General features: G+C 66.8%; 20 protein-coding genes. 10 read left to right on the forward strand and 10 right to left on the reverse strand.

From position 1 onward, the window contains the following. The first annotated feature begins 502 nt into the window (after positions 1–502). Positions 503–1,000: a hypothetical protein gene (locus APZ21_RS22150; RefSeq protein ID WP_054815225.1), complete on the forward strand. Its 498-nt coding sequence runs from the start codon at positions 503–505 to the stop codon at positions 998–1,000. On the opposite strand, the gene APZ21_RS22155 is transcribed toward APZ21_RS22150, so the two are convergent. Next, on the reverse strand, positions 988–2,292 hold the full coding sequence (locus tag APZ21_RS22155) for an MFS transporter (protein WP_054815350.1): 1,305 nt from the start codon (positions 2,290–2,292) through the stop codon (positions 988–990). The genes APZ21_RS22150 and APZ21_RS22155 overlap by 13 nt on opposite strands. A gap of 89 nt (positions 2,293–2,381) precedes the next feature. Beyond that, entirely contained in the window at positions 2,382–2,861 is a 480-nt protein-coding gene (locus APZ21_RS22160) for an NUDIX hydrolase (protein WP_054815351.1), read from the reverse strand. Between the two features lie 259 nt (positions 2,862–3,120). Here APZ21_RS22160 and APZ21_RS22165 point away from each other — a divergent pair, with 259 nt between their 5' ends. Continuing rightward, a complete protein-coding gene (locus APZ21_RS22165; protein WP_054815226.1) occupies positions 3,121–3,897 on the forward strand; it encodes a pirin family protein in 777 nt (258 codons plus the stop codon). Positions 3,898–4,057: 160 nt separating this feature from the next. Further along, positions 4,058–4,534: a DUF4190 domain-containing protein gene (locus APZ21_RS22170; RefSeq protein WP_054815227.1), complete on the forward strand. Its 477-nt coding sequence runs from the start codon at positions 4,058–4,060 to the stop codon at positions 4,532–4,534. On the opposite strand, the gene APZ21_RS22175 is transcribed toward APZ21_RS22170, so the two are convergent. After that, positions 4,512–5,054, reverse strand: coding sequence for a hypothetical protein (locus APZ21_RS22175; protein WP_054815228.1), 543 nt, complete (start codon positions 5,052–5,054; stop codon positions 4,512–4,514). The two genes, APZ21_RS22170 and APZ21_RS22175, sit on opposite strands and share 23 nt — an antisense overlap. 121 nt (positions 5,055–5,175) lie before the next feature. Between APZ21_RS22175 and APZ21_RS22180 the strand changes: the two genes are divergently transcribed. From APZ21_RS22180 to APZ21_RS22190, 3 genes are all read left to right on the forward strand, one after another. Then, on the forward strand, positions 5,176–6,042 hold the full coding sequence (locus APZ21_RS22180) for a helix-turn-helix domain-containing protein (RefSeq protein ID WP_054815229.1): 867 nt from the start codon (positions 5,176–5,178) through the stop codon (positions 6,040–6,042). After that, positions 6,039–6,416, forward strand: coding sequence for a DUF397 domain-containing protein (locus tag APZ21_RS22185; RefSeq protein WP_054815230.1), 378 nt, complete (start codon positions 6,039–6,041; stop codon positions 6,414–6,416). Before APZ21_RS22180 ends, APZ21_RS22185 begins: the two co-directional genes overlap by 4 nt. Positions 6,417–6,497: 81 nt before the next feature. After that, on the forward strand, positions 6,498–8,525 hold the full coding sequence (locus tag APZ21_RS22190) for a M13 family metallopeptidase (protein WP_371852330.1): 2,028 nt from the start codon (positions 6,498–6,500) through the stop codon (positions 8,523–8,525). 28 nt (positions 8,526–8,553) lie between these two features. Here the strand turns inward: APZ21_RS22190 and APZ21_RS22195 are convergent, their stop codons facing one another. The 6 genes from APZ21_RS22195 to APZ21_RS22220 all read right to left on the reverse strand — a co-directional run bounded on the left by APZ21_RS22195 (position 8,554) and on the right by APZ21_RS22220 (position 15,562). Further along, on the reverse strand, positions 8,554–9,639 hold the full coding sequence (locus APZ21_RS22195) for an ABC transporter ATP-binding protein (protein ID WP_054815232.1): 1,086 nt from the start codon (positions 9,637–9,639) through the stop codon (positions 8,554–8,556). 27 nt (positions 9,640–9,666) lie between these two features. Then, entirely contained in the window at positions 9,667–10,995 is a 1,329-nt protein-coding gene (locus tag APZ21_RS22200; protein ID WP_082393362.1) for an ABC transporter substrate-binding protein, read from the reverse strand. A gap of 19 nt (positions 10,996–11,014) precedes the next feature. Beyond that, positions 11,015–11,872, reverse strand: a complete 858-nt coding sequence (locus APZ21_RS22205) for a carbohydrate ABC transporter permease (RefSeq protein ID WP_054815233.1) — start codon at positions 11,870–11,872, stop codon at positions 11,015–11,017. A 3-nt stretch (positions 11,873–11,875) separates the two neighbouring features. Further along, positions 11,876–12,802, reverse strand: a complete 927-nt coding sequence (locus APZ21_RS22210) for a carbohydrate ABC transporter permease (RefSeq protein WP_054815234.1) — start codon at positions 12,800–12,802, stop codon at positions 11,876–11,878. A gap of 136 nt (positions 12,803–12,938) precedes the next feature. Then, positions 12,939–13,835 (reverse strand): L,D-transpeptidase, encoded by an 897-nt coding sequence (locus tag APZ21_RS22215; RefSeq protein WP_054815353.1) that lies wholly within the window; start codon positions 13,833–13,835, stop codon positions 12,939–12,941. 377 nt (positions 13,836–14,212) lie between these two features. Further along, complete coding sequence (locus tag APZ21_RS22220; protein WP_054815235.1) at positions 14,213–15,562, reverse strand: cytochrome P450; 1,350 nt, start codon at positions 15,560–15,562, stop codon at positions 14,213–14,215. Between the two features lie 156 nt (positions 15,563–15,718). Here APZ21_RS22220 and lppU point away from each other — a divergent pair, with 156 nt between their 5' ends. After that, on the forward strand, positions 15,719–16,351 hold the full coding sequence (gene lppU, locus APZ21_RS22225; RefSeq protein WP_054815236.1) for an LppU family putative lipoprotein: 633 nt from the start codon (positions 15,719–15,721) through the stop codon (positions 16,349–16,351). Between the two features lie 49 nt (positions 16,352–16,400). Next, the gene (locus APZ21_RS22230; protein ID WP_054815237.1) at positions 16,401–17,918 is read left to right on the forward strand and encodes an MFS transporter; all 1,518 of its coding nucleotides are present in this window, start codon (positions 16,401–16,403) and stop codon (positions 17,916–17,918) included. Positions 17,919–18,031: 113 nt separating this feature from the next. On the opposite strand, the gene APZ21_RS22235 is transcribed toward APZ21_RS22230, so the two are convergent. Continuing rightward, positions 18,032–18,697: a chymotrypsin family serine protease gene (locus APZ21_RS22235; protein ID WP_054815238.1), complete on the reverse strand. Its 666-nt coding sequence runs from the start codon at positions 18,695–18,697 to the stop codon at positions 18,032–18,034. Between the two features lie 476 nt (positions 18,698–19,173). Here APZ21_RS22235 and APZ21_RS22240 point away from each other — a divergent pair, with 476 nt between their 5' ends. Next, on the forward strand, positions 19,174–20,028 hold the full coding sequence (locus tag APZ21_RS22240; protein ID WP_054815239.1) for an MlaE family ABC transporter permease: 855 nt from the start codon (positions 19,174–19,176) through the stop codon (positions 20,026–20,028). Between the two features lie 3 nt (positions 20,029–20,031). Continuing rightward, complete coding sequence (locus APZ21_RS22245; RefSeq protein ID WP_054815240.1) at positions 20,032–20,895, forward strand: ABC transporter permease; 864 nt, start codon at positions 20,032–20,034, stop codon at positions 20,893–20,895. Positions 20,896–20,902 lie beyond the last annotated feature (7 nt).

The raw sequence follows: 20,902 nt of genomic DNA on the forward strand, positions 1-20,902 counted from the left end.
GTGGTTGTGCTCGGTGCGGGTGTGTGGGGTCGATCGTGTCGCTACCTACCGTTTGGGTTCGGTCTCGATGAGCGTGATGGTCACTCGATCTGGTCGTGTTCGGTGGGGCGTGGTCGATCGTGTCGCTACCCAACCCCCTCGGCTCAACCGAGACAAGCCCCATCCCCCCACACACCCAGCCCGCCCGGAGCGAGTCTTACGAGCGACCGTTCGCGGCCGTCTCGCGTCCGAGTGGTCGAGATAAAGCGACGAAGGAGCAAGTATCGGCCGCTCGGACGCGAGACTCGAGGGGCCGCGAACTTCGCCGTGCCGGAGGCGCGGCCAGAGATACAGTTCGCGGCCGTCTCGCGTCCGAGTGGTCGAGACAAAGCGACGAAGGAGCAAGTATCGACCGCTCGGACGCGAGACATAAGGGGCCGCGAACCCGCCGCGACGGAGTCGCGGCCAGAGACACAGCCATAGACACAGGAACCGACCCGCTGTGGCGTGCGTCAAATCACATATGAACGAGATCGAGTACGTCTTCGGTACCGGCGACGGCACCACCCACACCTGGACTTCGCAAGCGGACCTGGACTTGGCCCGTACCGGCGCTCTCGACGCCGTCCAATTGGATTTCGACGGTGACGGTCTGGCCGACGACGCTCTCTGGGACACAACCGGTTCGGGTACCGCCGATATCGCCGCGCTCGACTTGGACGACGATGGCCTGCTCGATCATTTCTATACCGACCCGACCGGCGCGGGCACTTGGGATCACCGGATCACCGGTTCCTCCGCCGATGCCGATCAGGAACCTCTCGGTTGGATAGTGCGCACCGATCCATTACCGGACACGAGTTCGGAAACGAACAACCCGATCGAATCCGGGCCGTCCGAGGGGCCGTCCGATCCGGCGCGGTGGCGCCCCGACGAGCTGATGAACCAGTTCGGTCCACGCCCTGACCAGCGCGGACGGCTGCTGGACAGTTGTGCCGAATCGGGCGATCACAGCGGCTGATCTCGGTTGGCCGGACGCCGCAGGACGAGCAGGATCACCGCGATTCCCCAGAGATAGACCGCGGCGCCCGAGAGGACCAGCGGCAGTGACCGCCCGTCGTCCGGAATCACCGCGGCCGCCACGACGATCGCCAGTACGAACGCGACGTTGAAAACCGTGTCCTGGAGCGCGAAGACCTGTCCGCGTCTGGCGTCGTCGATGTCGAGTTGCATGGTCGCGTCACCTGTGAGCTTGATCGTCTGCCCGGCCAACCCGAACAGGAACGCGCCGACGAGGAGCAGTTGGTGTGCTCGGTGCGCCGCGGGTCCGGGATCGGCGAGGGCGATGGGGGTGACGAGGGTCAGCTGCACGATCGTGGCGAGGGCGAGTCCGGTGATCACCGAGCGCGGGCGGCCGAGGCGCGGAATGAGCAGCGGTGCGACCACGGCCGCGACCAGCATGCCCGCCGCCGTGGCGGCGATGGCGACGCCGAAGCCGATGAGCCCGCCGCCCGTGGCCGCGCCCTGACGCAGCACGAGCACCATGACGAGCGTATTGGTGCCGAAGACGATGCGGTGCGTGCCGATCCCCGCCATCGCGGTGGTGACCTGAGCCGATTGCCGCACCGCGCCCGCGCCGGTGCGCAGTCCGGTGGCGATGGCCTTGACGGTGCTTCCGGCCGCGGCCGCACCGGGTTCGGGGCCGAGGACGTGCGCGCCGAAGCGGGCCGCGACCAGGACGCTGACCAGTGATCCCGCGGCACTGGCGGCCACCGCGACCGCGGAGCCGAAATCGCCCGCGCCGACGAGTCCGATGATCGCGACGGCCGTGGCCGCGCCGACACCCGCGCATCCCGAGGCGACGGTGGCCAGCAGCGAGTTCATCGGGACCAGTAGGTCGGGGGCCAGTACCCGCGGCAGTGCGGCCGAGACGCCTGCCAGCACGAATCGGCTGACACCGACCACCGCGAGCGCGAGCAGTAGCAGCGGTGTCTCGCCGATCCCGGCGAGCAGTCCGATCGCCGCGAGCGCGATCAGCGCGGCACGCAGCACATTGGCCGCGAGCAGGACGTTGCGGCGATCCCAGCGATCGAGCAGCGCGCCCGCGTACGGCCCGACTATCGAGTACGGCAGCAGCAGGACCGCGAACCCGGCGGCGATGGCGAGCGGGTCGGTCTGGCGTTCCGGGTTGAACAGGATGGCGCCCGACAGCGCGGCCTGGAACATGCCGTCGCCGAACTGCCCGGCGAAGCGCACGCTCGACAGCCGCGCGGCGGCGGGATGCGCGCGCAGCGCCGACAACCACGTGTTCAACCGCGACGGCGGCTCGCCGGTCGGTAGCGGGCCCTCGGGGCGACCAGGGAACACCTCGCCGATTGTGCCGTGTCCGGTCACCGGCTCGTTCACCCGGGATGGGTCGGGTCGAGGGTTGCGATGAGCGCGCCGATGATTTGCCGGGTGTCCGGCGCCATCGGGAGGTGTTCGAAGGCGGCGGCGTCTATCCAGGCGAAGGCGTCGTGTTCGCCCGGGGCGAGCGACACCTCGCCCCCGTCGGCGTCGACGACGAAGCTGAATTTGCGCACTTTGGCCTTGGTTCTGGTGGCGTAGTCGATGGCGCCGAGGAATTCGGTGATATCGCGCACACGCAGTCCGGTCTCCTCGAACAGTTCACGCGCCACGCATTCGGCGAAACTCTCACCCGATTCCACGCCGCCGCCCGGCAGTTCGTACATGCCGCCGTAATAGTCGTCCGGTACCCGGCGGACTACCAGAAGTTTGCCGTGACGGAATACCGCGACGCCGACCACGAAATGGCAGATGCCGTCGGCGCGCGCGGCGGCGCGGAGTTCTTGCTCGATGCCGTCGAGTTGCTCGGATCGCATCTGGCTGTCACCTCCGGTTACGTTGTGCCGCATCACGTTACGATTCCGGACTGGGAAGCCGGAGTCCTCGTCGCGGTACCCTACTTCGCCGCGCCCCCGGTTCGACGTACCGGTTGGTACTGCTCGCCTGCCGTTCACCCGCTGGTCGCTCGCGTAAAATGCCGAGTGCAGGACAATTTACTAGGAATTCGGAGTACTGCCTCGTACGTACTCCTACCCTGAAAGGTGATCGGTGCACGGTCCCGAGAGGAGGACCACGATGTCCACACTCACGACACCTCACATCGATGTCCATCGCGGTGGTGACCGCATGAAGACTCGCGTCTCCTGGTTGGATTCCAAGCACTCGTTCTCCTTCGGCGAACACTACGATCCCGAGAACACCCATCACGGTCTGCTGCTGGTGAACAACGAGGACGTCGTCTCGCCCGGACAGGGATTCGACACCCACCCGCACCGGGATATGGAGATCGTCACCTGGGTCCTCTCCGGCAGTCTGGTGCATCAGGATTCGCTCGGTCACAGCGGTGTCATCTATCCCGGACTCGCGCAGCGCATGAGCGCGGGCACCGGCATCCTGCATTCGGAGAAGAACGACTCCTGGCGGCTGGACGGTTCGCCGGCGCACGACGATCCGGTGCATTTCGTCCAGATGTGGGTCGTCCCGGACGAACCCGGAGTCGAACCCGGGTACCAGCAGCTCGAGATCGACGACGAACTGGCCTCGGGCCGTCTGGTGACGGTGGCCTCGGGTCTGCCGCGCTACCGCGACCGCACCGCCATAAGCATCAACAGCAGCCATTCGGCGCTGCACGTGGCCCGCCTGACCGGTGATCCTCAATACGCCATCGAGTTGCCCGACGCGCCGTACACCCATGTGTTCATGGCCGCGGGCGAGGTCGAGATGGAAGGCGTCGGCACGTTGTACGAGGGCGATGCGGTGCGTCTGACCAGGACCGGTGGCCAGCGGATCACCGCGCACGGACCGGCCGAGATCCTGGTGTGGGAGATGCACGCGCGGCTGGGCGGTTCCTGAGTCGGCGCTCACGCGCGGCGATATCGCGAGCAGGGCGAGGCGGCCGGATGTGGGATCGATCGCATTAACGTCGCGCGGGCGGGAATGCGATCAGTAGGCAGCACACAGCGCGCGTGGCTTCGCGATCGCGCGCACCGCGGTACCGACTGAGAGGAAGTCCATGTCCCAATATCCGCCGCCCGGTCAGTACCCGCCGCCTCCGTCCGGTCAGTATCCGCCCCCGTCCAGCGGACAGTACTGGCAGGAGTCGCCGAAGGGTAAGGGCCTCGCCGTCACGGCTCTTGTCCTTGGCATACTCGCGATCCTCGGTCTGCTCGTCGTCTTCGGCGGATTCCTGTTCGGCGTCTTCGCCGTGATCTTCGGCATCATCGCCCTGGTCAAGGCCCGCCGCGGCACCGGCGCGGGCGGCGGTATGGCCGTCACCGGCCTCGTTCTCGGCATCATCGCGATCGTCGCCGCGACGGTCATCTCCATCATCGGATGGAGTTTCTTCGTCGATTCCGGCGGCAAGGACTTCCTCGACTGCATCAGCAAAGCGGGTAACGACCAGGCCAAGATCGATCAGTGCGAGCGGGACTGGAATCAGAACATCGAGGACAAGTACAGCATCACGCTCACCCCGCGGCCGAGCCCCTAGCCGGCGCCGCGCACGCCCTCGTGGCCGCGACCACGTCGGGCAGATCCGGTCGGTAGTCGCCGACGGGCGCGGCGATCCAGTCGCGGTATCCGCTGTGCTCGTCCGCCGGTGAGGGCAACACGATCCGGCTGCCCGGGAGGGCGACCGAGGCGCAGACGCGGAACAGGTCGGCGAATAGGGCCATGTCCAGGTAGGAGTTGTCGGTCGGCCCGGTGAGGAAGGTCCACCGGTCCGAACGGGGGTGGGTGATGATCGGCCCGGCGGTGCGGCCCTCGGCGGTGAGCGCGTGGCAGACTCGCAGGCCCAGTGCGGCGGGCATGACGACCGCGCCGACCGCCCCGATCTCGAGCATGATGCGACCGAGTCCGGGTTCTACCACCGCGTAGAGCCCGTGGTCCTTGCGGTACGCGCGACAGCGCGCGAATGCGTCCTGGATGGCGATGAAGTCCTGTGCGGGCGTACGCGGTGCGGGACGAGCGGGTGTAGCCGTGTCGGATAGTCGTTCGCTGCGCTCGATCATGAACAACCTCGTCTCGAATCGACGTGACGGGTGAATCTGCGGCTACTCGGAGCGTAGACCTGCGCAACTCGGATGACAATAGTCACGCCCGGGTGAGTCCGCGCGGCGTAGCATCCTGCACATGGCACCCGTCTCGCCGACCGTCGCCCGCTGGGAACTGGTGATCCGGCTACGTGAGCTACGGGAACAGCGCGGATTCGATTCCGCGACGTTCGCCAGGAAGGTCGGGTTCACCCCGGCGAACTGGTCGCACGTGGAAAAGGGACGCCGCGTGCTCACCACCACGACCATCGGTCCGGTGCTGGAACTTCTCGAGGTCGACGGAGAGGAACGCGCCGAATTGCTAACCCTCCTGGACGCCAGCAAACGGCGGGAATGGTGGACGAAGTCCTCGGCGCTGATCGGTCCCGAGCTCCAGCGGCTCTACGGCATGGAGTTCGGGGCGCAGAGTATCCGCAGCTACGACAGTCTGCTGGTGCCGGGTCTGTTGCAGACCGAGGCGTATACGCGAGCGCTGATCAGCGCCGATGTCATGATCCGGCCGGTGCAGGTGGAACAGCTCGTCGCGATTCGGCTGCGCCGCCAGGAGCGGCTACGCGGGCCGCAGCGGGTGGAGCTGACCGCGGTGATCGGCGAGGCGACCCTGTTGCAGCAGACCGGCGGACCCGCGGTGTTGCGTGGACAGCTCGAACATCTGGCCGCGCTCATCGACGAACTCGACAATATCGAGGTAAGGATCATCCCGTTCGCGGCGACGGCGGGGGCGATACTCGGCGGTTCCAGCTTCCATCTCATCGATTTCGCGGGTGAGCAACTACCGACCTTCGGTTGGGTCGAGAGCGCGGTGTTCGGCGGCGGGGTCGAGGATCCCGACCTGGTCCGTGACCTGGGTTTCGCCTATCTCCGGGCATTGGAGCAGTCGCTGAGTCGGGCCGATTCACTGGCCCTGATCAGGTCGTATGCCGGGGGAGTAAAATCCGCGCCATGACCACCACCGCTACCCACCGGTCTGTTTCGACCGGCTGGTTCACATCGACCAGGTCAAACAACGGCAACCAATGTGTCGAAGTTCGGTTCGTCGGTGACGCGGTGCTGATTCGTGACAGCAAATACCGCCGCGATCCGGCCAACCGCCCGGCCGATGAGCCGATCATCACCGTGACGGCGAACGAATGGACCTCGTTCCTCGGCCTGCTGGCGGCCGGCCGATCGGGTGACCGGCTCGTCGCCCGCACCGGAGCCGACGGTACGACAACACTGCGTCACGGCGACATCACCCTCACCTACACCGTCGAGGAATGGGCCGCCTTCGTCGCGGGCGTGCGCGACGGCGAATTCGACCGGCATCCCCTGTTCGCCTGACCGGCATTCCCCCGGCCGCGTCCGCGGCCGGGGCCGACAACGGTCGCGGGCGACCGCCCCGAATCCGCGGTTCTCGGCATACTGGAGATCGTGACTTCCGAGCTGACCAGACCCTCCGGTATCGATCTGTCCTACCTCGACGACGCCGTCCGGGTTCAGGACGACCTGTTCGCGCATGTCAACGGCAAATGGCTGAAGGAATACGCGATCCCGGCCGACCGCGCCATCGACGGCGCCTTCCGCGCGTTGTACGACCAGGCCGAACTGGATGTGCAGGAGATCATTCGCCAGGCCGCCCGAGCGCAGGCCGAGCCCGGAAGCGATGCCCGCAAGATCGGCGACCTGTACGCGGGCTTCATGGACACCGAAACCATCGCCGCCGCCGGACTCGCGCCCATCGCCGATGAGCTCGCCGCCATTCGCGCGGTCGCCGATCGCGGCGCGTTCGCCGCGCTGCTCGGCCGGATGCAGCGCACCGGAATCGGCGGCGCGCTCGCCTTCTACGTCGACACCGACGACAAGAATTCCAGCCGCTACCTGCTGCACGCGACCCAGTCCGGTATCGGGCTGCCCGACGAGTCGTACTACCGGCAGGACGAATTCGCCGAGGTCCGCGCCAAGTACCTCGCGCACATCGGGCGTATGTTCGAACTGGCCGCCGCCGACGAGCGAGTGGCCGGGCTGCTGCCCGAGAACCTGGACACCGCGGCCGAGCGCATCGTCGAACTCGAGCGCAAACTCGCCGAGGGTCACTGGGATGTGGTGCGTCGCCGGGATGCGGAGAAGAGCTACAACCTGACCACATTCGCCGCCCTGACCGACGACTATCCCGAATTCGACTGGGCGGCGTGGGGTGACGCGCTGGCCGAGGGCATCGCCGCGACGGGAGCGGATGTGCTGGCCGAACTCGTCGTGCGCCAACCAGACTACGTGCGCACCTTCACGCGGGTCTGGGCGGAGGAGTCGCTCGTCGATTGGCAGGCGTGGGCGGCGTGGCGGGTGCTGCGCTCGCGCGCGGCGTATCTGACCGACGCCGTGGTCGAGGAGAGTTTCGACTTCTACGGCCGCACGCTGACCGGCGCGCAGGAGAACCGGGAGCGCTGGAAGCGCGGCGTCTCCCTGGTGCAGGAACTGCTGGGCGAGGCGGTCGGCAAACTCTATGTGGCCGAACATTTCCCGCCGCAGGCCAAGGCCAGGATGGTGGAGTTGGTCGCCAATCTCCAGGAGGCGTACCGGCGCAATATCGCCGAACTCGACTGGATGGGTCCGCGGACGCGCGAGGCCGCGCTGGCGAAGTTGGAGAAGTTCACCCCGAAGATCGGCTATCCGCACCGGTGGCGCGACTATTCCGCGGTCGCCGTCGACCCGGCCGATCTGCTGGGCAGCTACCGCAGCGGTCATGCCGCCGACCACGATCGTGACCTGGCCAAACTCGGCGGGCCCGTGGATCGCGACGAATGGTTCATGACCCCGCAGACCGTCAACGCCTACTACAACCCGGGGATGAACGAGATCGTCTTCCCGGCCGCGATCCTGCAACCCCCGTTCTTCGACATGAACGCCGACGACGCGGCCAACTACGGCGGTATCGGCGCGGTCATCGGCCACGAGATCGGTCACGGATTCGACGATCAGGGCGCCAAATACGACGGCGACGGCAATATGGTCGACTGGTGGACCGATGACGACCGCGCCGAATTCGGCAAGCGCACCAGGGCTTTGATCGATCAATACGATGTGCTGTCGCCGCAGGAACTGCCCGATGAGCACACCGTCAACGGCGAATTCACCATCGGCGAGAACATCGGCGACCTGGGCGGACTTTCCATCGCCCTTGCCGCGTACCGGATCTCGCTCGACGGCGCCGAACCGCCGGTGATCGACGGCCTCACCGGGTGGCAGCGGGTCTTCTACGGGTGGGCCCAGGTGTGGCGCACCAAGGCCAGGAACGAGGAGGCCATCCGCCGTCTTGCCGTCGACCCGCACTCGCCGCCGGAATTCCGCTGCAATGCCGTGGTCCGCAATATCGACAGCTTTCACGAGGCATTCGATGTGCGACCCGGCGACAAGCTCTACCTGGAACCCGATCAGCGCGTGAAGATCTGGTGACCTTCCGCCCGCGGCGGGCGCGGTCGGTTCAGCGCAGGCGATCCCCGGATTCGGCGTCGAAGAAATAGATCTCGCCGAGTTCGGGGCGCAGGTGCAGCCGGTCACCGGGCAGTATCCGCAGCCTGCGGTCCACCCGGGCAACGATGCGCCCGTGTCGGCTGGTCCAGCCCTCGTCGCCGATGCCGTGGGTATAGACGAACGATTCCGCGCCGAGTTCCTCGAGCAGTTCGGCTTCGACGCCGAGGCTGTTCTCGGCATCGGTCTCGACCCGCCACGATTCGGGTCGGATGCCGACGACGACCCGCGCGCCCTTTGTCGCGGTGCGCGGCAAGGGAATCCGCAGCGACCCCAGCACCGCCGCACCGTCGTCGACGGGCGCGTCGAGCAGGTTCATGCCCGGCGAGCCGATGAATCCGGCGACGAAGGTGTTGACCGGGTCGTCGTAGAGCTGCCGCGGTGCGGCCACCTGCTGGAGGCGGCCCTCCCGCAGCACCGCGACCCGGTGCCCCATCGTCATGGCCTCGACCTGGTCGTGGGTCACGTAGACGGTGGTGACACCGAGTCGCTGTTGCAGCGCGGCGATCTGCGACCGGGTGCTGACCCGCAGTTGCGCGTCCAGATTCGACAGCGGTTCGTCCATGCAGAACACTTGCGGCCTGCGCACGATGGCCCGGCCCATGGCCACGCGCTGGCGCTGGCCGCCGGACAGTTTCGCGGGCTTGCGATCCAACAGCGGTTCGAGTTCCAGCATTCTCGCCGCTTCGCGCACCCGGATCATGGTGTCGGACTTGTTCATTCCGGCATTGCGCAGGGCGAAACCCATGTTCTGCGCCACGGTCATATTGGGATAGAGCGCATAGCTCTGGAAGACCATCGCCACGTCGCGGGCCCGCGGCGGCAGTGCGGTGACATCCCTGTCACCGATGCGGATGCGGCCCTGTTCCACCGACTCCAGTCCGGCCAGCATGCGCAGGCTGGTCGACTTGCCGCACCCCGACGGGCCGACGAGGACGAGGAATTCCCCGTCGGCGATCTCGATGTCGAGGGCGTCGACGGCCGGTGTCGGTGCGCCGGGGTACCGGTGGGTCACCCGGTCGAAATGCACTGTGGCCACGATCTTCTCCCTGTTCCGGGCGATTTGTTACTTGGGCAGCTTTGGCGTGATCTGGCGGTCGATGATCGCCTGCAACTGGCTCGTGACGTTGGCGAAGGTGGTGGCGGGATCGGCGTTCTGCAAACCGATCTGCTCGAGTCCGGTGCCGATGATCTGATCGCCGCCGGGCACGAAGACCCGGGCGTAGTCCTGCGACTTGGTCACCGCGAGCTGGTCGATGGCGACCTTGGACTTCGGGTTCTTGGTCAGGAATTCCTGTTCGCTCGGATCCGACACCGCCGACTTGCGCACCGGCATGTATCCGGTGTTCTGCGAGAAGTACGCGGTGCTCGACGCATTGGTGATGAACTCGATGAACTTGAGCGCGTTCACCTTCCGCTGGTCGGAGATGCGCGCCGGAATCGCCAGGCCCGCACCGCCGGTGGTGACGCCGGGACCGTTGGGATGCGGCAGGAAGGCGGTGCCGAATTCCAGTTTGCCCTCGGCGTTCTTCTGGATGCCGCGCAGGTCGCCGGTGGAGGCGATGGTGGAGGCGATGACGCCGGTGCCGAAGTCGACCGCGATCTGCGGCTTGATGCCCGCGTACTTCTTGGTGTGGATCATGTCGCGCAGGAACTGACCCGCCGCGATGGTGCCCGGCTCGGTGAACTTCAGCTTCCAGCCGTCGGAGTAGGCGCCGCCGAAGGTCCAGTTCGGGCCTTGGAAGGTCCAGGCCAGGTAGTTCTTGGCGTCGCCCCAGCCGTGGGCGAGTTTGCCGTCGCCGACGACGGCCTGGATGCGCGGACCCCACTCGTCGAATTCCGGCCAGCTCTGCGGGCCGCGGTCGGGCAGGCCTGCCTTCGCCCACACGTCCTTGTTGTAGTAGAACAGCGGGGTCGAGCGGGCGTAGGGCAGCGCGTAGTGCTTGCCGTTGAACTTGTAGTCGGCGGCCAGGGAGTCGACGTAGTCGTCGAGTTTCACGCCCGCGTCGCCGAAATGGCCGTCCAGCGGTTCGATGGTGCCGTTGAGCGCGTAGTTGAACCACCACACGTCCGAAAGGACGACGACATCGGGCAGTTCGCCGCCGGACAGTGCCGCGTTGAACTTCTGCGACACCTCCTCGTAGTTCTTGCCCGCGTCGACCAGGGTCACCTTCAGGTCGGGGAACTTCGCCTGGAACCGATTGATCAGCTCGGTTTCGTAATCCTTGGAGGTGCCGGGGTGGTTGGACCAGAAGGTGATGGTCTTCTCGTCGCCGCCCTTGTCACCCCCGCTACCACTGCCCGCACAGGCGGTCAGCGCGGCGCCCGCGGTGACCGCGCCCGCCAGACCTAGGAATCCGCGGCGGGACAGTCCGCCGAATTGTGAAGTGGACACTGGTTTCTCCTGTATCGGGTTAACCTTTGACCGCACCGGAGGTGAGGCCCTTGATCATGTGGCGTTGCAGGATCAGGAACACCAGCAGGATCGGGAGCATGGTCAGCAGCGTGCCCGCCATGACCGGCCCCCAGTTGGTGACGCTGGGATTCTCGGTGTTCTGCAACAGGGTCAGGCCGACCGGCAGGGTGGCCACGCCGGTGTCGTCGGCCATCAGGAACGGCCAGAGGTATTCGTTCCACTCGTTGACGAGGGTGACCACGGCGAAGGCGACCATCGTCGGCCCTGACATGGGCAATACGACCCGGACCAGCAGTCGCCACCAGCCCGCGCCGTCCATGCGGGCCGCCTCGATGACCTCGACCGGTATCGAGAGGAAGTGGTTGCGCATGAGGAAGGTGCCGAAGGCGACCCCGCACAGCGGAACGATGATGCCGAGGAACGTGTTGCGCCAACCCCATTGCGCGACCAGCGCGTAGTTGGAGATCACGGTGATCTGGTTGGGCACCATGAGCGCCGCGATGATGACGAGGAAGATCGCCGTCTTGCCCGGGAAGCGCAGGAACACAAGGCCGTAGGCGCTGAAGATGCCGAGCGCGAATTTGACCGCGGCCACGATGCCGGTGACGATCAGCGAATTGCGCAGGAAGGTCAGGAACGGCAGCGCGGTGGTCGCCTCGGCGTAGTTCTCGGGATGCCAGCTGTGCGGCCAGTACACCGCCGGCTGGGTGTAGATGTCCGGGCGCGCCTTGAACGAGGTGATGATGATCCAGAACAGCGGTACGCCGACGATGATCAGCACGCACAGCATGGCCGCGTAGCCGAGTAGGGTCACCGCGCGGATGCGGCGGCGATGGGCCTGTGTCGTCGCGGTCATCGCTCACTCACCTCGATCCATGATCCGCACCTGGAACAGGGTGACCACGAGCAATACCAGGAACATGATGGTCGCGACCGTCGCGCCGTAGCCCGCGCGGAAATTGCGGAACGATTCCTCGTACACCTGGTAGACCATGGTCGTGGTGCCGGTGCCGAGCGGACCGCCGCGGGTCATGACGTTGATGATGTCGAAGACCTGGAGGGAATTGAGCAGTACCGTGATCGACAGGAAGAAGGTCGTCGGACGCAGTTGCGGCAGCAGCACCCTGGTGAAGGTGGTCGAGCGGCTCGCCCCGTCGATCTCGGCGGCTTCCATCAGATCGGCCCGAACCCCTTGCAGCGCGGCCAGATAGATGACGAAGGTGTAGCCGAGGTTCTTCCATATGTAGGTGACGGTCACCATGAACATCGCCCAGTGCGGGTCCTGGTAGAAGTCGGGAATCGAGTCGACGCCGACACGGTGCAGGACATCGCGCACCAGACCGAAACTCGGATCGAAGATGAACTGGAAGGCTACGCCGATCGCGGCGCCGGAGATCACGAACGGCGCGAAGATCGCGGAGCGGACCACGTTGCGGCCGAACAGTTTCCGGTCAAGCAGCAGGGCCAGCGCGAGTCCGATGACCATGCTGCCCGCCACCGCGGCGATGGTGAACACCACGGTGTTGGTGACGATCTGCCAGGAGTCCGAGCGCCCGAACCACTCGCGGTAGTTGTCGACTCCGATATAGGTGACGTACGGATCGGAGATGTTCCAGTCGGTGAACGACAGTCGGATATTGTCGATCAGCGGCCGGTAGACGAAGAGTGTGAGCAGCGCGAGATTCGGCCCGACCAGTACGAAGAACAGCGCATAGTCCCGCCACGGTCGCCCGCGCGGCCCCCGTCCGTGGGGCCGGGGCAGAACCCGTTCCGTACTCGTTCGCACCGCGAAAGTTTTACGGTGTGTAGCAACTCATCGGTTAACGGGTGTCGAAGACCCACTGAACATATCCCCCGAAAGCCGGGAACCCGCAAGCCCTTGGGGCTCGCGGGTTCCCGGTTCGTCGATCGGGCCGGACGGATCAGTTCCAGTCGCCCTGGCCGTCGGCGGTGCTGAGGGTGCCGCCGGAGGTGTTCACCACGATCACCGGATCGCCCTTGCGGGTGTTCTCCATGAACCAGCGGGCGTTGTCGGTGCTCACGTTCAGGCAGCCGTGGCTGGCGTTGGACACGCCCTGCTGCGCCACCGACCACGGGGCCGCGTGCACGAAGATGCCGCTGTTGGACAGGCGGGTGGCGTACTCGACGTCGATCTTGTAGCCCTCGGGATCGGTGACGGGCACGCCGTAGGTGGACGAGTCCATCACCATCTTGCGCAACTGCTCGCCGACGTAGTAGATGCCGTTGGGGGTCTCGTGCTTGGTCTTGCCCATCGAGGTGGGCATCTCCTTCACCACCTCGCCGTTACGGGTGATGGTGATGGTGTGGGTGTTGTCGTCGGCGGTGCTGACCAGCGCGTCGCCGATGCGGAAGGAACTGGTGGTACCGCCCGCCTCGACCTTGACATCGGTGTTGTCCGGCCAGAAGTCGTTGGGCCGCCAGCGCACCTGCTTGTCGCCGCGCCAGGTGAAATGACCGGGGGCGGGCTTGGAGGAGGTGATCTTGATGGCGCGCTCGGCGGCGGCCTGATCGGCGATCGGTTCCTTGAAGTTGATGATGATCGGCTGCGCCACGCCGACGGTCTCACCGTCGGCGATATTGATGTTCGGCGGGGCGAAGTCGGCACGCGGCGGGGTCGGGTCGGTCGCGGCGCCCGCGCCGGATGAGGAGGAGCCCGAGCCGATGCCGGGCAGTGCGGGTTCGGCCTGCGCGGGTGCGACGATCAGGGCGCCTGCCGCCGCGATCGCCGCCGACAATAGAACGCCGCGACCGATCCGACGGGTGGCGCGTCCGCCCGTGGGGGCGGCGGTCGACGGCATTCTCTTGTGGAAAGCGACATGCATAGGTTTCTCGTCCATTTCCTACTCCCGCGCGCGTTCGAGGCGCGCGACGGGGATATTTCATCGGCGTGGAGCCTGCGAAAGCGCTCACGGGTACTGGCGCGGGGGCTCGCGAGAACACGGCCCCACGGATACATCGCCCCGACCCTCGTCTTTCCTACCGTCCGTGCGGACCGGAAGCCAGCGCCCGCCGGGATTGATGCAGGGTGACTATCGTCTGTGGTCTGTCGCACATATCTCGTTGAGCCGGGCGGACTTTGGGGAAAGTGCCCGGTCGGGTCGGCAACTCGGTGTCCGGCGAGCAAACCTGCGGTCCGTCCGGTTTCGCTGGTACCCAAACGGATTCGTGACCGAAATCACGCGACAACGTCGAATGGGATTCCACGATGCGGACCCGTCGCGATGTTGTGCGGCACCGTGAGCGGCAGTCTGCCCCGCGCGTCCCGTGGCGTCAGTGCGAGTCGGACCCGGCCGAGGATCGTGGCGAGCACGATCCGCAGCTCGTAATCCGCCAGCGTCGCGCCGACGCAACGGCGGTGCCCGCCGCCGAACGGCGCGTACTCGAACGGGCCGTAGCGGCGCTCGAGGAAGCGCTCCGGCCGGAACCGCCGCGGGTCCGACCACACGTCGCGATCCGAATGCAGCAAGGGCACCGTGACCCCGACGATGTCACCCGCCGACAGCGCCACCCCGCGGATCGCCAACGGGCCGGTGAGCTGTCGCAGCACGATCGGCACGGGCGGATGCAGCCGCAGCGTCTCCTGACAGACCGCGTCCAGGTAGGGCAGCGCCGCCATCTCCGTCGGATCGGCACCCGTACCGAGTTCGCGGATCTCCGCGCGCAACCGGGCGAGCGCCGACGGATTGCGATGCAGATGCAACAGCGCCCACACCAGGCTGGTCGCGGTCGTCTCGTGCCCGGCCACGATCAGGGTGCGCACCTGATCGCACAACTCGTCGTCGGATATCGCGGCGCCGTCCGCGCGGCGGGCCGCGAGCAGGGTGGCGAGTATGTCGGTGTCCCCGGGCCGCGCTGTCTCCCGTCGGTACGCGATATCGGCGCGGATGAGCCGGTCGAGCCGTTCGCGGGCGGCGCGGAAGCGGTCCCACGGCGTCTGGCCGAAGGCACCCATACGCAGCGCGGGCACGAGCATGAGCGGGGCGGAGAATGCGTCGAGGAAGTCGGTGACGGCGGCGGCGTAGTCGTCGCGGCGGGCGATGTCGTCGCCGCCGAAGACCGCACCGAGGATCACGCGCAAGGTGATCGCCCGCGCCGCCGCCCGCGAGTCGACGCGCGCGCCCGGTCGCCAGGACTCCGCGCGCCCGATCTCGTCGAGGGCCGAATCCCGGATTACGCGCCCGAGCTCGCGCACCCGCGCCCGGTGGAAGGCGGGGGTGAGCAGCGCCCGGTCGGCGCGGTGCCGCTCACCCGAGGAGAGGATGAGCGAGGCGCTGCCGACCAACGGTTCGATCGGATTCGGCCGCGGCGGCTCCAGCAACTCGACCGGTGCGCGGAACACTTCGGCCGCACCGGCGGGCGTGCCGGTGAACAGCGCCGCCCCGAGACCGGGGAACCGCACGTAGAACGGATCGCCCTCCCTCGACCGCCGCCACCGGAAGTAGCTGTCGAAATCGACACCGGCGGCCAGCGCGTGCAGTGCGACCAGACGCGGCGGGCGCGGGGGCGGCGGAGCAACGATATCCATACCCCCATCTACGAACGGCGCCGCCGCGAGGTTCGACTCGACGGCCCTGTTAACGATGGTGTATGCATTGCTGGATATTCCATGCAAGGTAGGTCAACTTCGGATTCTCACGGGGGTGTTTGAGTTCGGAGCGTTACAGCTCGGGAGGACTGTTTCGTGTCTCGTCACAAGCTCATCGGTAGGTTCGCGCTGGGTATCGGCGCCGTCGCCGCGGTGGCGGCCCTGGTGGTCGGATGCAGTTCCACCATCGACGGCACCGCGCAGCCCGCGATCGACAACGGCACCATCGACGCGGTGACCACGAGCACACCGAAGACCTCGGTGCCGCGCTCGTCCACGTCCCGGCCCACCTCGGGCCGTCCCACCACAACCGCCCGCGGTGGCAACACCGATTTCCAGGCCAATGTCGGCGACTGCGTGACCCTCGGCGGCACCACAAGCAACGCCACCATCACCAAGGCGTCCTGCGGCAGTCGCGCCTCCAACTACAAGGTCGTCGCCAAGGCCCCGACCAGTTCGGCCTGCGTCGGCGACCGCGACAACTACTACGCCGAAACGCTCAACGGCGTCGAACAGGGCGCGCTGTGCCTCGACATCGACTGGGTGGTCGGCGGCTGCATGGACGTCGGCGGCGACGACCCCAAGCGCATCGACTGCTCCGAGCACGGCGTGCAGCCGATCAGGGTGGTCAATATCCAGCAGAACTCCTCCGATCCGGGCGCGTGCTCGACCGGCACCGGCTTCACCTACAAGGAGCGCAGGTTCGTGGTGTGCGTCGAGGAGATCTGAGTCCCTCGCTCCGGTGTCCCCGGCCGGTCCGGGCCGCTAGTTTGGAGCGGTGAGCGGCACCGCGCAGCTACCTCGGCTCGGTTCGGCGCGGGGGCGCTGGATACTGCTGGCGACGATCCTCGGATCGTCGGTGGCCTCCCTGGACGCCACCGTGGTCAATATCGCGCTCCCGCGGATCGGCGAATCGCTCGGCACCGATGTGGCGGGTCTGCAATGGACGCTCAACGGCTACACCCTGACGCTGGCCTCGTTCATCCTGCTCGGCGGTTCGCTCGGCGACAAACTGGGCAGGCGCAAGGTCTTCGTGTTGGGCGCGGTCGGATTCGCGCTGGCATCGGTGCTCTGCGGCGCGGCGGTGAATATCGAGATGCTCGTACTCGCCCGGCTCGCGCAGGGCGTCGCGGGCGCGCTGCTCACCCCCGGCAGTCTCGCGCTGATCTCCTCCTCCATCGATGACCGTGACCGGGGCGCGGCCATCGGGCTGTGGTCGGGGTTCGGCGGGATCGCGGGTGCGCTCGGCCCCATGCTCGGCGGCTGGCTGATCGATGTCGGCGGCTGGCAGTCGGTCTTCTTCATCAATGTGCCGCTGGTGTCCGTCGTGGTGGCCGTGGCGATGCGGCATGTGCCGGAGAGCCGCGATCCCGACGCGACGGCGCGGCTGGACGTTCCCGGCGCGGTCGTGGTCGCCCTCGCGCTCGGCGCGCTGACCTTCGGGCTCATCGACGCGATCGCGGCGCTGATCGTCGTCGGCGTCGTGCTGCTCGCGCTGTTCGTGGTGATCGAGGTGCGCAGCGACCATCCCCTCGTGCCGCCCTCGCTATTCGCGGGAACCTTCCACGCCGCACCGGGAACCGGCGGGCGGGTGTTCACGGCCGCGAATCTGGTCACGTTGGCGGTCTACGCGGCGCTCGGCGGGGTTTTCTTCCTGCTGGTGCTGGAATTGCAGCTGGTGGCAGGCTATTCGCCGCTACTGTCAGGGCTGGCGACGGTGCCGATCACGCTGATCATGCTGGCGCTGTCCGCGCCCGCGGGCCGGTGGGCGCAGGCGCACGGGCCGCGGCTGCCGATGACGGTCGGCCCGCTGCTGGCCGCCGCCGGACTCGTACTGCTGACGTGGATCGGCGCCGACAGCCGCTATCCGGTCGATGTGCTGCCCGGCGTCCTCGTCTTCGGACTCGGGCTCTCGGTACTGGTCGCACCGCTCACCGGCGCGGTGCTCGGCGCGGTGCCCGCGAGCGAGGCCGGTATCGCCTCCGGGGTGAACAACGCCGTCGCCAGGACCGCGCAGTTGCTCGCCGTCGCGGCGCTGCCCGGTCTGGCCGGACTGGCGGGCGCGCTGAGCGATCCGGTCGCCTTCGACGCCGGATTCGAGACGGCCATGTGTATCTGCGCCGGACTCTTGGTCACCGGGTCCGCCCTGGCGGCGGGACTGCTGCGCACTCCGCGCCGGGCGCCCGAACCGGACCGTGCGGACTGCCTGCCGCAGTGCGGGATGACCGGCCCGGCGCTGTCCCCCGCCGCGCACGCCGAACCGGAGGTCCCGGAGGCCCCTGAACAAGCCCCCTGAACACGGTCATGCACGAAATACGGGCTTTTCGAAGACAACTTTCCCGAAGACAGCGGGAGCGGGCGCTCCCGGCGCCCGCTCCCACGGAAATCGCTATCGATCGAATACGTCGGCTAGATGGGTCGGAAGCCCGCGCCGACGCCGCCGCGCGCGTTCAGGTCGCCGATGATCGAACTCATATTGGTGCCGACCTCGGGGCCGAAGCAGGCGATCGCCAGATAGGCGTTCACCATGCCGACCAGTGTGGTGCCGACCACGACCGGTGCGCCGGAGTCGCCCTCCACCACGCACATCTGACTCCAGGTCTCCATATTGGTCCCGAAGACGTCGCCCCAGGCGAGGCCGCAGGTGTTGCCGGTGGTCCGGCCTTCCTTGCACACGATCGCCGGGAACTGGGCGGGTCCGCCGATCCCGGTGATGGTCACGTTGCCGACACGGTTGACCGGGACGATCGAACCCGGGTCGAACTGGATGACGGCGTAGTCGAGTTCGTGGTTGGAGTAGACGAATCGCCCGATCTGCCCCGCGCCGCGATCGGCCTCGGCGTACACCTGCGCGCCCGGATCGCCGCAATGGCCGGCGGTGAGTCCCATCAGCCGACCCGCGCCGTCGTATCCGACCGTGGTGACCGTGCATTCGTACTGGTTGTCGATGATGATGCCGGAACCACCGCCGATCACCGGCGGACCCGCGGCGTCCGCGGTGCCGGCACCGAGCAGTGCCGCGCCGAGGGCTACGGCGAAGACGGCATTGGCCGCCTTGGCGAGTTTGCTGAACATGTCCCTCCAGATGTCGGAAGTCCGCACGATATCAATCTGTCGCACCCATCGTGTCAGTATTCGGTCTCGGGCGCGTCTCGGTCCGACGCGGTGCCGCTCACGAAGTGGCATAGCAAGGCACTATCAAAGTGGCGGCGGACGCGCCGCAGTTTGTGTTTCGGAGACAAGCCGTTACCCGATAATTGTGGCCGGAAAACATGAGAAGTTTTGGATGAATGAATTCCGAGTAATTGGCTGGAGAAAGTCCTGGAATGCCCTGATGGAACCGGTTTCCTGTAGGTTCTGCCAGGATTCGACACCCCGAATTTGGGCCTTGTCCCAAGGTCAGCGCGTTGTGCCTTTGTGATAACGACATAGTGACATCCATCTATGACTGCAATCACACAGGGATGATGTGTTCTCGCTTACTACGTAGTAAGGTGCCTCAAGCAAACAAGTCGTCGGGGCAGCCAACCGGCGTCGAGAGGGGTTAGCCAGTGCAGTCGACCAAGAGTCCACCCGCGGGATCACGGTTAGGTGATGCGGTCGATTGGACGAAGGCGTATTGGGAGGATCACCCCAAACGGTCGCTGGAGACCTTCGGTAGGCAGATCACGATGGGTTTCGCCGCCGTCGCCGAACTCTTCGTCGCGATCTTCCGCAGGCGCTTTCCGTTCGCGGAGTTCGTCCGGCAGTGCGCGTTCATGGCGAACGTCGCCGCCGCGCCCACTCTGCTGGTCGCCATCCCCATCGGCGTCATCGTCTCGATCCAGGTCGGCGCCGTCGCCGGACAGGTCGGCGCGACCTCCTTCATCGGCGCGGCCAACGGCCTCGGCATCATCCAGCAGGGCGCGCCGCTGGTCACCTCGCTCATGATCGCGGGCGCCGTCGGCTCGGCCATTTGCGCCGACCTCGGCTCGCGCACCATCCGCGAGGAGATCGACGCGATGAAGGTCATGGGCGTCGACCCGCTGCGTCGGCTGGTGGCGCCGCGGCTGGGCGCGGCCATGCTGGTCAGCGTCCTGCTCTGCGGTTTCGTCGTCTTCGTCGGCTTCCTGACCGGCTACATCTTCAACATCTTCGCCCAGGGCGGCACCCCGGGCTCCTACGTCGGAACCTTCTCCTCGTTCGCGGTGACCCGCGACCTGCTCGTCGCGCTGGTGAAGTCACTGATCTTCGGACTGCTGGCCGCAATCATCGCCTGCGATACCGGTCTGAACACCCGCGGCGGACCCGGCGGCGTCGCCAACTCGGTGAACTCGGCGGTGGTCAGCTCCGCCATCATGTTGTTCGGCGTGAACCTGATCATCACCCAGGTCTACAACGCACTGTTTCCCCCACAGGTGGTCTGAGCCGTGTCATCGACTTATGTCCCGCCGCTGCTGCGGCCACTCAACGCGCTCAAACGCACGGCGAACGCACCGATGGACATACTGGTCCGGCTGGGCCACCAGGTGTTCTTCTTCCTGCGCTCGATCGGCTCGATTCCGCTGGCGCTGCGCCACTACCCCAAGGAGGTGTGGCGGCTGCTGTCCGATGTCACCTGGGGTAACGGAAATCTGGTCGTCGGCGGCGGCACCATCGGCGTCGTGGCGATCCTGAGCGCCTTCGGCGGTATGACCGTCGGCATCCAGGGCCACACCTCGCTCAACCTGCTCGGCCTGAGTCCGATCACCGGCGCGATCTCGGCATTCGCGACCACCCGCGAACTCGGTCCGCTGCTCGCGTCGCTGGCCTTCGCGGCGCAGGCGGGCTGCCGGTTCACCGCCCAGCTCGGCGCCATGCGCATCTCCGAGGAGATCGACGCGCTCGAATCGATCGCCATCCGGCCGCTGCCCTATCTGGTCAGCACCAGGATCTTCGCGGCGATCGTTGCCATCGTCCCGCTCTACTGCCTGGGTCTGGCGCTGGCCTATATCTCCTGCTCGGCCACCGTGCAGCTGATCGGCGGCACCGCCTCGGGCACCTACCAGCACTACTTCTACCAATTCCTCGTACCGACCGACGTGCTCTACTCGCTGCTCAAGGCGATCTTGTTCGTCGCGATCACCACGTTCATCCAGTGCTACTACGGGTTCTTCGCCTCGGGTGGCCCCGAGGGCGTCGGTGTCGCGGCCGGGCGGGCGATCAAGATGTGCATCATCCTGGTCGTCTTCGCGGATCTGTTCATGACGTTGGCGATCTGGGGCGTTGACCCAGGCATCAGGATTTCCGGGTGAGGCGACG

It is taken from the genome of Nocardia arizonensis (assembly GCF_001310275.1).
GTDB classification, from domain to species: Bacteria; Actinomycetota; Actinomycetes; order Mycobacteriales; family Mycobacteriaceae; genus Nocardia; species Nocardia arizonensis.